9 protein-coding genes, 1 tRNA gene and 1 pseudogene are annotated in these 10205 nt (G+C 53.7%); 3 read left to right on the forward strand and 8 right to left on the reverse strand.

Annotated elements, in window-relative coordinates; genetic code table 11:
• Window positions 1-51: 51 nt before the first annotated feature.
• A complete protein-coding gene (gene dddP / locus FEE96_RS16665; RefSeq protein WP_138164253.1) occupies window positions 52-1392 on the reverse strand; it encodes a dimethylsulfonioproprionate lyase DddP in 1341 nt (446 codons plus the stop codon).
• 181 nt (window positions 1393-1573) lie between these two features.
• Here dddP and FEE96_RS16670 point away from each other — a divergent pair, with 181 nt between their 5' ends.
• A complete protein-coding gene (locus tag FEE96_RS16670; RefSeq protein WP_138164254.1) occupies window positions 1574-2320 on the forward strand; it encodes a heme-dependent oxidative N-demethylase family protein in 747 nt (248 codons plus the stop codon).
• Window positions 2321-2364: 44 nt separating this feature from the next.
• On the opposite strand, the gene FEE96_RS16675 is transcribed toward FEE96_RS16670, so the two are convergent.
• From FEE96_RS16675 to FEE96_RS16695, 5 genes are all read right to left on the reverse strand, one after another.
• A complete protein-coding gene (locus FEE96_RS16675; protein ID WP_138164255.1) occupies window positions 2365-3039 on the reverse strand; it encodes a hypothetical protein in 675 nt (224 codons plus the stop codon).
• 374 nt (window positions 3040-3413) lie between these two features.
• A complete protein-coding gene (locus FEE96_RS16680) occupies window positions 3414-4208 on the reverse strand; it encodes a lytic murein transglycosylase (RefSeq protein WP_138164256.1) in 795 nt (264 codons plus the stop codon).
• Between the two features lie 82 nt (window positions 4209-4290).
• Window positions 4291-5541, reverse strand: coding sequence for an Hsp70 family protein (locus tag FEE96_RS16685; protein WP_138164257.1), 1251 nt, complete (start codon window positions 5539-5541; stop codon window positions 4291-4293).
• A 143-nt stretch (window positions 5542-5684) separates the two neighbouring features.
• On the reverse strand, window positions 5685-7091 hold the full coding sequence (gene glnA / locus FEE96_RS16690; RefSeq protein WP_138164258.1) for a type I glutamate--ammonia ligase: 1407 nt from the start codon (window positions 7089-7091) through the stop codon (window positions 5685-5687).
• A gap of 50 nt (window positions 7092-7141) precedes the next feature.
• Window positions 7142-7480: a P-II family nitrogen regulator gene (locus FEE96_RS16695; protein ID WP_108800222.1), complete on the reverse strand. Its 339-nt coding sequence runs from the start codon at window positions 7478-7480 to the stop codon at window positions 7142-7144.
• Window positions 7481-7649: 169 nt separating this feature from the next.
• On the opposite strand from FEE96_RS16695, the gene FEE96_RS16700 reads away from it, so the two are divergent.
• Window positions 7650-9248, forward strand: coding sequence for an NAD(P)H-hydrate dehydratase (locus FEE96_RS16700; protein ID WP_138164259.1), 1599 nt, complete (start codon window positions 7650-7652; stop codon window positions 9246-9248).
• On the opposite strand, the gene FEE96_RS16705 is transcribed toward FEE96_RS16700, so the two are convergent.
• Window positions 9245-9673 (reverse strand): Hint domain-containing protein, encoded by a 429-nt coding sequence (locus FEE96_RS16705; protein ID WP_246079487.1) that lies wholly within the window; start codon window positions 9671-9673, stop codon window positions 9245-9247. The genes FEE96_RS16700 and FEE96_RS16705 overlap by 4 nt on opposite strands.
• 319 nt (window positions 9674-9992) lie before the next feature.
• On the opposite strand from FEE96_RS16705, the gene FEE96_RS16710 reads away from it, so the two are divergent.
• Window positions 9993-10077, forward strand: a tRNA-Leu gene (locus FEE96_RS16710).
• A gap of 44 nt (window positions 10078-10121) precedes the next feature.
• Here FEE96_RS16710 and FEE96_RS16715 read toward each other — a convergent pair.
• Window positions 10122-10205 (reverse strand): annotated as a pseudogene (locus FEE96_RS16715) (IS481 family transposase); the annotation flags it as partial.

A 10205-nucleotide genomic window follows, 5' to 3' on the forward strand; every position in this document is an offset into this window, starting at 1 on the left:
ATCTCGTCCCTCCCAACGGAAGGGCCAAGGATCGGAGGTTACTATGTAGGCCTATTCTCCCATCAGTTCGCTATCAAAGGGATATAGGGTCAGATTTTCATATCCATCCTCGGTGATTAGTACCTGATCTTCCAGTTTGATCGAAAAATCGCCACCAACCTCGCCAACACAGGCCTCTACACATAGGACCATACCGGGTTCCAGCGGATAGTCGTAGGCCCCCGGTACTGCCTTATCCGGATAGGCGACCAGTGGCCATTCATCACATAATCCCACGCCGTGCATCAAGCACCCATATTTTTGCGCTTGAAACTTGTCATCCAACCGATGTGCATTGGCGGTCAGTTCAGGGATCATCACGCCGGGGCGCAGCATCTCCATATTGGTCATGATGTGGTCATGGGCATGGCGCATGGCATAGATCATATCCGCACGCGGCTTCTGATCACCGATCCACCAACTGCGCGAAATGTCGATGCAAATGCCATATGAACCTATCAGATCGGTATCAAAGGAAATGATCTCATTTTGTTGAGTGATCCGTGGGCCGCATTCCTGAAACCAGGGGTTGGTCCGTTGGCCCGAGGCCAGCAGCCGGGTTTCAATCCATTCCCCACCGCGACGTATGTTTTCAGCATGCAAGACCGCCCAGATGTCATCCTCTGACGTCTTTCCATCCCCGACATTAGCTCGGGCAAAATACTCCATTTCCCCCACTGCGACATCACACGCATGATGTGCGCAGCGCATGGCGAGAATCTCATCCTTTCCTTTGATGGCGCGGGTTTTTTCGGTGACTTCTTCACCTTCCATGATCTCAAAACCCTGCGCCTCCAGGCTACGCAGCCCGTGAAGCATGATCTTGTCCACCGCCAAATGCTTGTTGTCACCAGCATGCTTGTGCATCAGTTGGCGTACTTCGTTGGCAAAGACATCTGCCGCCACATCCACCTTGTCGCCGCGATCGAAGTAGAACAAATCTGCGCCGGATCTTTGTTCGCGTACCAGTGGGTTAAATGTCGACAAAAAAGGCGAATTTTTGTAATCCCAGATCACCATGTAACCATCCGCGCAAAGCAGAACTGCCCGAAACGGATTATGGGTATTCCACAGCTGCATGTTGGTGCTGTCAGTGGCATAGCGAATGTTCAAAGGATCGAACATCAGCAACCCGCCATAACCACGGTCCACAATTGCCTGAGTGAGCCGTTGCCACCGAAACCTGCGCATTTGCTCCAGGTCTGGCAATTGCGACCCCGCTGCCTGCCATTCAGTCAGTGCAAGCTGTGTTGGGCCGATTTCTATCCTATTGTTGTCATTCGGGCTGCCATCGCCCAGCTGCGCACCGCGGTTGGGGTCAATTTTTCGCGTGTCGCGGTAGTGCTCGGTCATGGGGGGCTTCCTTTCTGCACAGTCCTGTCCAGTCTGAAATCATGCGACGGGTGAATCCGCGCTGAATACGACGATTGCAGTGGTCGTTTTTGGCTCTCACATCTTTGGACGAAGGTCGTGTTAGTTTCGCAGCCGGGCATGGGGGTGCTGGCATTAAGGGCTGGGAATGTTATGCAGAAGCATGACCACGATTTTGCAAACCCAAATTCCCTACAATCCACTCAGCACAAAGGCGCTACCGGGGATTCAGCCGCTTGCACCGCAGGATTGGCTGCTGCCTGATGATGCCTTTTCTGCCCAGATGAAGGAACGGGAACGGTTACTGGCCCATCACCGGGATCAGGTGTTGATGTTAGCTGATCACGCGATGCCCGCAGCACAGGAGTTGTTGCATCTGGTTTTGGAGCACCTCTACCCGCAACACCGAGGAGATCAGCTGGAGCGGTTAGACGAGAGCGGGATCGAGTTGGATTGGGAAGATCCACTTGGAACCTTGGGACGTATCACCCAGCAGGATTTCTGTATTCTGGAAAAACAGGGCGATGAACATGTGATGACAGGGGCAGTGTTGTGTTTTCCTGCGAGTTGGACCCTGTCTGAAAAATATTTGAAACCACTGATAGGGATACACCAAACCGTAGCTGAGTATGACGTTGGCATAGGGAAGCGGGTTCAGCGGTTGTTTAACGGGGTTCAGGTGGGGCGGCCGCTGTGGCGGTTTAATAGCTTGTGGTACCACGACCCAAGTTTGTTCCAACCGCGTAGTCAGCACCAGCCACGGGATAAAGTAAATGAAGCTGAGGCGGGTTATATGCGTAGTGAGAAACAGATGATCTTACGCCTGCCTGAGAGCCGTGCCGTGGTGTTTTGTATCCACACTCATGTGGTGACGCGTGCCAATGTGTTTGCGCAGTGGGGAAAACAATAAACGGATGTACGGCCTTTGAGTGGTGGTCTCAAAGACCAGTCGTTTTAGATGACACCCGAGCTTTGCAATAGAACAGCGCAGGCAGTCAGCGGTGGGACACGTGTGACAAAGCCAAATTCAGAACTTCGCATAAGTATTCCGGCCCATGATGCAAAACGTTGAGACGGTACCGCTTTGGTCGTCGGCACGACCGAGACATTTTGCATCGCCGAACAATGCTGATCCAGTTCTTCAGCAGTTTGTTCAATAGGTGCAAAGCGTTCATTTGCCGAGATCGGCTGCGGAGTCTGCATGGGGCGGATTTTGGCAAAGACACCAAGAAACTGCTTGCGAGTGAGTTTTGCACTTGGGGTCATCCATTCGATATGCTCAGCCCCCAGCATATTCACTAAACGATACAGCATGATCGACATAAGCATTTCGCTCAATTCCGCGTCGCAGTGTTTGGGAAAATTGGGCTGCAATGAAATGACCACGCGCTGCGGTCCAGCCCGAACTTTGCCTGCCTGAATGTCGCTGGGTTGGTCATCCATGCGCAAAACTAGACGATATTGATCACATGCCAGTGCAATCACGTCGCTGTCGTGGGCGCTAAACTGATCTACCGAATGGCCGTATTCTTCCAGCGTGTCGGCAATGGTGCAGCTGCATTTGGCAAGTGCACTGCCGGGTAGTCCGTAATAAGTTAGACCACCATGAAATTTGGTTGTATGGGCCACCGTCAGGATCCTCCGCTCGGGTTTCTTCTTAGGAAACAATAGCTGTCGAACATGCTGAAAGTGAGGCGGGATAGCCGGAAATACTAAGAGATCGTTTTCAATATGGAGCCTTGATGGAGTAGTGAAAAATTGAATAAATTTCAATTGGTTGCACGAAGTTCGATGTTCTTTGAGATGGAATTGCGGCTGAATGTTGGCAGATACTGGCCACATTGCTGCCAAAGCCGTTACAATCACGCCTAGAAGGAATGATTGTTTATTGCGTCAAGCTGAACAGTCTCTTTCGGCCAAATGTGGGCGTTCCGAAAGTGCGCATATTTTCAGCCGGTCTAACAGTGTCAAAAACAAATGGCATACATCTGATGCACAAGGGGTTAGCGGTCGATCCCGGCACCCATGATAGCCAGTGACTGTTGATACACGGTCGCTGCATTCCACTCCTTCAAAACTGAATAGTTGGGCTCACCAGGTTGGTACCCCTTTCCCTTTTTCCAACCTTTTTTGCGAAGGTAGTTGGCGGTCGATGCCAAAGCATCGGCCATATCGTAGAAATCAACGCGACCATCCCCGCCCCAGTCGACCCCATATTTCAGAGCGTTACCAGGTAGAAACTGCGTATGGCCAAGCTCGCCGTGTTTGGCGCCACGGGTTGCTGGTGTGATTGCGCCCTGATCAACCAGCTTGAGTGCGCCAATAGCGTGGGGAACAAAAAACTCTGAACGCCGGCAGTCATAGGCCAGGGTGGTAATTGCCGGGACGATCTGACTGTCACCCATAAAGTGACCAAAGGCGGTCTCCATGCCGTGAATGGCAATAAGCACACCGGCTGGCACACCATATTTACGTTCCAGTGCCGCGTAGAACTCAGGGTTGCGCGCCTTGCGTCGACGGCCCTGCGCAACAATGGTGGAGGAGCCGCGGATTTCCATAAACTTCTCTAGCGTGTAGCGGAAGCTTTTCTGGTTGCGATCAGCCGAGATTGTCCGACTGGCATATTGAGCGTTTGCCAACGCCTGCAGTCCTGGTTTTTTTACTCCAGCGCGTTTGGCTTCAGAGGCAAAATCATTTTTCCAGGCGGCAAACCCGGCGGAGTTATTGCCACAGGGGGCCGCAATAACCGGGGCAGACAGGCAGGCGCAAAACAAGGCGGATAACAGGGGCAAACGCATAATACAGTCTTTCACTAATGAACTTAACTGAGCCTAGTGCCTGAAGCCTGAAAAACCACCCGAAATATGATTAGCTGCTGCGTCAGTCAAAGGCTGTTGCTGCCGAAATTGCCAACCCATCAGCAACTGCGGTCATGGCATTGGCCTTCAGAACTTTGGCGTCGGGGCATAGTTGACGCATTTGTTGCTCCACCACGGCCATCAAGGATGAGCCACCAACAAGAACAATTCTGTCAACCTGTGCAGCGTCAATCCGGCCTAGTTTTAGGGTCTCCTGTGCGCCAACGGCGATCTCGGCGACTTGTTCGTGCAGTGAATCCTGCAAAACCTCGGCGCTTAAGGGGACCATCAGGCCGCGCTCCAGCTCCTTTAGATCAATGCGCGGGGCAGGGTGATCGGGTTGATTGCTTTGAATTTTTCCGGACTCGACAGCAAAAGCAACATCATGCCCCAATTCATCTTCCAGCACAGTAACAAGACGTGCCAGTTTTTCGGGTTCGGCCGCATTTCGAGCCAAGTCTTTTGCCTTGTGGCGACTGTCCGCTGCATAGAGAAACTGAATCATCTGCCAAGTTGCCAGGTCATTGAAGATCTTGGCCGGTGCGGGCAGGGTGCCTGCACCAAAGGCATTGCGGATTGCGCTGCCACGACCCAGCAATGGCATCACGTGATCGATGCTCAGGCGACGGTCAAAATCAGTGCCCCCGATACGCAGACCATAACTGGCCAGAATTTCCGTTTCTCCGGTGTCTTTCTGACTGAAAAGTGAAAAATCGGAAGTACCGCCACCAATATCAACGATCAGTCCGATCCCGTCGTCGGGTGTTGTCGCCCGCGCTGCAGCTTCCGGTTCAAACATGAACCTCACATCTTGAAAGCCGGCTGCCAGATAGCAATCTCGCAGATCAACCTCGGCCTGGGCATTGCGGGCCTCGTCGCTGCTGTGAAACCGCACCGGTCGCCCAGAGAGGGCATGGGTGAATTCTTGGTAGGTCGCTGCTTCGGCCCGCGATTTCACTTCGCGCAGAAAGCGGGCAATGATCTCGATGAAATCGATCCGCTCGCCATTGATCCGTCGCTCTTCGCGCAGCAATGGCGTTCCCAACAGGCTCTTCAGGGCCCGCATGAACCGGCCTTCCTCGCCGGAAATCAGTGCACTTGTCGCGCTGGCACCAATACGCATTCTGCGTGGCTGTTCCTCAAAGAAGACGGCCGTGGGCAAAGTGGTCTGCCCGGGTTCCAGTTCTACCAGCCAAGGCTTTCCGTTTACCGCAATACCAGCGGCGGAATTTGACGTTCCAAAGTCGATGCCGAGGGTGTTGGGCGCGCTCATGTTGGTCTCCAGGCAAGTGAGGGAACGCGCGGGGATACAGCCGTGAGGCGGCCGGGGCAAGGGGTAAATAAACAACAAAAGGGCGCCCCAATTGGGACGCCCAGGTATTTGTGTAGGGTGCGTGCTTGCACGCACCGTTTAGCTTAGCAGCTGTAGTACATACCGAACTCAACCGGGTGTGGGGTGTGTTCGAACAGTTCAACTTCTTCCATCTTCAGTGCGATGTAGCCGTCGATCTGGTCTTTAGTAAACACGTCGCCCTGCAACAGGAAGTCGTGATCATCAGCCAGGCATTCCAGAGCTTCGCGAAGCGAGCCACAGACGGTTGGGATATCAGCCAGTTCTTCGGCAGGCAGATCGTACAAGTTCTTGTCCATGGCTTCGCCAGGGTTGATCTTGTTCTTGATGCCGTCCAGGCCAGCCATCAGCAGGGCTGCAAAGCACAGGTAGGGGTTGGCGGCTGGATCCGGGAAGCGAGCCTCGACGCGCTTGGCTTTTGGCGATTCAGTCCATGGGATACGTACACAACCCGACCGGTTGCGGGCCGAATAGGCGCGCAGAACTGGGGCTTCAAAGCCGGGGATAAGGCGCTTGTAGCTGTTGGTCGCCGGGTTGGTAAAGGCGTTCAGGGTCTTGGCATGCTTCAGGATACCGCCAATGAAATAGATCGCCTCGTCCGACAGATCAGCGTATTTATCGCCAGCGAACAGGGGCTTGCCATCTTTCCAGATCGACATGTTCACGTGCATGCCGGTGCCGTTGTCGCCGTAGATTGGCTTGGGCATGAAGGTTGCGGATTTGCCATAAGCATGTGCCACGTTGTGGATCACATACTTGTACTTCTGCAGCTCGTCGGCCTGCTTGGTCAGGCTGTCAAAGATAAGGCCCAGCTCGTGCTGACAAGACGCAACCTCGTGGTGGTGCTTGTCCACTTTCATGCCCAGACGCTTCATGGTCGACAGCATTTCCGAACGCAGATCCTGAGCTTCGTCGATAGGGTTGACCGGGAAGTAGCCACCCTTGACGCCAGGGCGGTGGCCCATATTGCCCATTTCATACTCGGTGTCGGTGTTCCAGGACGCATCGGATGCATCTACTTCATAGGACACTTTGTTGATCGAGTTGCTGAAACGCACGTCGTCGAACAGGAAGAACTCAGCTTCTGGACCCATATAAGCAACGTCACCGATACCGGATGCTTTCAGGTAAGCCTCAGCTTTCTGGGCTGTACCACGTGGATCGCGCTCATAGGCTTCGCCAGTATCAGGCTCAACAATCGAACAATGGATACACAGAGTTTTCTCGGCATAAAACGGATCGATATAGGCACTTGTAGTGTCTGCGATCAGTTTCATGTCAGAATTTTCAATCGACTTCCAGCCGGCGATGGATGACCCGTCGAACATAAAGCCTTCTTCAAGGAAGTCTTCGTCAACCAGATCCACGTCAACTGTCACGTGCTGCAACTTGCCGCGAATGTCTGTGAACCGGATGTCGACATAGGCCACATCGTCGTCTTTCAGTGTCTTGAGAACTGCCTCTACGCTCATTCCCTTGGTCCTTCTGATTAGATAGTCGTTATGTGTGTAAGTGCTGTTGTTTACAGCGCGTCAGATCCGGTCTCGCCGGTCCGAATACGAATGGCTTGTTCGACGGGGGAGACAAAAATCTTACCGTCGCCGATCTTGTCTGTTTTTGCGGCGTCCACGATGGCTTCAATGGCGGCATCGACCTGATCGTCGTCCAGCACAACTTCAACCTTCACCTTGGGCAGGAAATCCACCACATATTCGGCGCCGCGATACAATTCCGTGTGGCCCTTCTGGCGGCCAAAACCTTTGACTTCGATGACAGAAAGCCCCTGTACACCGACGTCTTGCAACGCTTCCTTCACCTCGTCCAATTTGAACGGTTTGATGATGGCTTCGATCTTTTTCATGTCACGGGCTCCTCACAGCTTGTCGAGGCTGGTCAGAACACTTCTTATTAGGAACAGCAATGTATACCGTGGCGAAGGTGGGAAATCATCAATTGCTCGGCGATGACCTGCTTAATTTGAGAGCGCTACGCCTAATTTATGTGCGAAATTGAATCGATGAGGCTGGAAGATGACTGAACTGCTAACTGCTGCCCAAATGCGTGCGATTGAACAGGCTGCAATCGAGTCTGGTGAGGTGACCGGGCTGGAGCTGATGGAGCGGGCCGGGCAGGGGGTTGTCGAAGCAATTTTTGAGGAATGGCCGGAGCTAGAGGGCGGGGACCGCAAAGCCGTTGTTTTGTGTGGACCTGGAAACAATGGTGGCGACGGTTTTGTTGTTGCGCGACTGTTGAAAGAGCGCGGCTGCGAGGTGGAGGTGTTTCTGTATGGGGATGCTGACAAATTGCCGCCGAATGCGAAGGCGAATTATGAGCGGTGGAGTGAGACCGGACGGGTGGCCCCATTGTCTGAATATACAAGGGGAGAAGGCTGGGGATGTGACCTTTTGGTCGATGCGTTGTTTGGCACCGGATTGTCACGCCCGTCTCCGGACTTGGGCAATCTATACTGGAACATGGAGGATATGGTTGACGGCTTTGGCATTGAGTTCGGCCATAAGCGCGGAAGACCAGCCATTGTCGCCGTAGATTTTCCAAGTGGCATATGTTCGGACAGCGGCAAAGAGTTCCCTCATGAAGACGCCCACTATCGTTTTGCTGCTTCAGCCCATCTAACTGTGAGTTTTCACCAATCGAAACAAGGTCATTTTCTGTCAGAGGGGGCTGAGCTCTGTGGGAAAGTCGTTGTGAAAGACATTGGGTTGAGTGAGGAAAAAGAGTGGCGCAAAGATAACTGGAAGGCCTTGACCAAACTAATAGGTAGATTGCACCCAAATTGGTTTCGTAAGGACCAAGACGGTCACAAATACCACCACGGCCACGCCCTTGTTCTCTCGGGCTCTCATGGAAGCACCGGCGCCGCTCGACTTGCCGCTCGTGGGGCGCTTCGTATTGGGGCAGGCTTGGTCACTCTTGGTTCTCCTCGCTCGGCCATGCTGGAAAATGCCGCCAACCTGACGGCTGTTATGCTCAAGCAAATTGATGGCGCACTGGGGCTGACTGAAGTCTTGGAAGACATGCGGTTCAATGCCATATGCTTGGGCCCTGGTCTTGGCATTCGGGCGGATACACAGGCATTGGTATTAACCGCGCTAAAGGCAAATCGACCAACGGTGTTGGATGCAGATGCCCTGACACGGTTTAGCGCCAATCCTGATGTACTCTTTGGTCTTTTGCACAAGGATTGCGTGATTACCCCGCATGGCGGAGAATTCACCAAATTGTTCCCCGATATTGCCGAGAAACTAGCCGCACCAGCCGTCACCGGCCCGGCTTACTCCAAGGTTGATGCCACGCGAGAGGCCGCAGCCCGTGCAGGTTGTGTGGTACTTTTCAAGGGGCCGGATACGGTGATCGCTGATCCTGATGGGCGCTGTTCGATCAACTCGGCCCAATATGATCGCGCCGCGCCTTGGCTGGCAACAGCAGGGTCAGGCGACGTTCTGGCGGGGTTCATCAGCGGCCTGTTGGCGCGTGGGTTCTCGCCGATGCAGGCTGCAGAGACCGGCGCATGGTTGCATGTCGAATGTGCCCGGAAATTTGGTCCAGGCCTGATAGCGGAAGATCTGGCCGAGCAACTGCCTGCGGTGTTCCGTGATCTTGGGCTCTAGGCAGCCGGGCGGAGGTCTTGAACGGGCTCGAATGCTCCAGCCACTTCCAGCCCTCCAGCATAGATGACATGGGACTGGCCCAGCTCCAGAGTATATAGCTCTAACACCTGCATCCCTTGGTCGATGATGAACTCTCCGTCGACCAGCGACGAAGCCGCCACCAGGGCCTGATCCTGACCAAACAACGCCTGCGCCCTCCAATCCCGGATCAAAACCTTTTGGTCAGCTGGCAAAACAATGTCGCAGTCGGGGCGGGTGTCGCCCAGTGATCCGGCCGCGATCGAGATTGCCCGCTGAAATGCTCGCTGCCGGGTAATGGAATGAACCTGGACCATACCGGCTCCACGGGTAATGACATGATCACCTGCTCGGATGTCTTGCACCGCAACGTCGCCTTGGCGCGTCAGCACTATTGTATCGCGCATTAACCCAGCCGAGGGTGAAGCCTCCGCAGATGTATGGTTTTGATGTTTAACCGGAATCATGCCTTGCACAGGCTTTTTGCTCTGCGTTGTCATAGCGTTCTCGCTCTGTCTGCCTCGGTATTTTTTTTTCGTCAGATTGTGGCATTTCCGTGCAACTGTCGTGGTCTTTTGTGGCCAACGGTAAACAATCTATGAAAATGCGAGAAATTGTTGCAGCCCTGCCATAATTGTTTTGCAAGAAGTGCAGATTTCCTCTCGCATCCCAGAGAAAGCTTTGCTATCAGCCCCTCACGCTAGGCAAATAGCCTGAGCGTAGAGTGCGGGTGTGGCGGAATTGGTAGACGCACCAGATTTAGGTTCTGGCGCCGCGAGGCGTGGGGGTTCGAGTCCCTTCACCCGCACCACATTTTGTAAGGTGCGGTTACCCGTGGTACATCCCGTTTGTTGACTATAGCTTTTCCCTGAGGACTTCGTAAGGCGTCTTTCCGTCGTGTGCGCCGTGAGGTCGGTGGAAGTTGTAAAAGCTCTCCCA

Origin of the sequence: Parasedimentitalea maritima (genome assembly GCF_005771405.1) — a bacterium.
Taxonomy (GTDB): domain Bacteria; phylum Pseudomonadota; class Alphaproteobacteria; order Rhodobacterales; family Rhodobacteraceae; genus Parasedimentitalea; species Parasedimentitalea maritima.

Bases quoted from the DNA above. Each gene is read 5' to 3' on its own strand.
- glnA (WP_138164258.1), bottom strand. From the start codon at position 7,091: ATGAGCGTAGAGGCAGTTCTCAAGACACTGAAAGACGACGATGTGGCC.
- FEE96_RS16670 (WP_138164254.1), top strand. From the start codon at position 1,574: ATGACCACGATTTTGCAAACCCAAATTCCCTACAATCCACTCAGCACA.
- FEE96_RS16685 (WP_138164257.1), bottom strand. From the start codon at position 5,541: ATGAGCGCGCCCAACACCCTCGGCATCGACTTTGGAACGTCAAATTCC.
- FEE96_RS16705 (WP_246079487.1), bottom strand. From the start codon at position 9,673: ATGCGCGATACAATAGTGCTGACGCGCCAAGGCGACGTTGCGGTGCAA.
- FEE96_RS16695 (WP_108800222.1), bottom strand. From the start codon at position 7,480: ATGAAAAAGATCGAAGCCATCATCAAACCGTTCAAATTGGACGAGGTG.
- dddP (WP_138164253.1), bottom strand. From the start codon at position 1,392: ATGACCGAGCACTACCGCGACACGCGAAAAATTGACCCCAACCGCGGT.
- FEE96_RS16680 (WP_138164256.1), bottom strand. From the start codon at position 4,208: ATGCGTTTGCCCCTGTTATCCGCCTTGTTTTGCGCCTGCCTGTCTGCC.
- FEE96_RS16700 (WP_138164259.1), top strand. From the start codon at position 7,650: ATGACTGAACTGCTAACTGCTGCCCAAATGCGTGCGATTGAACAGGCT.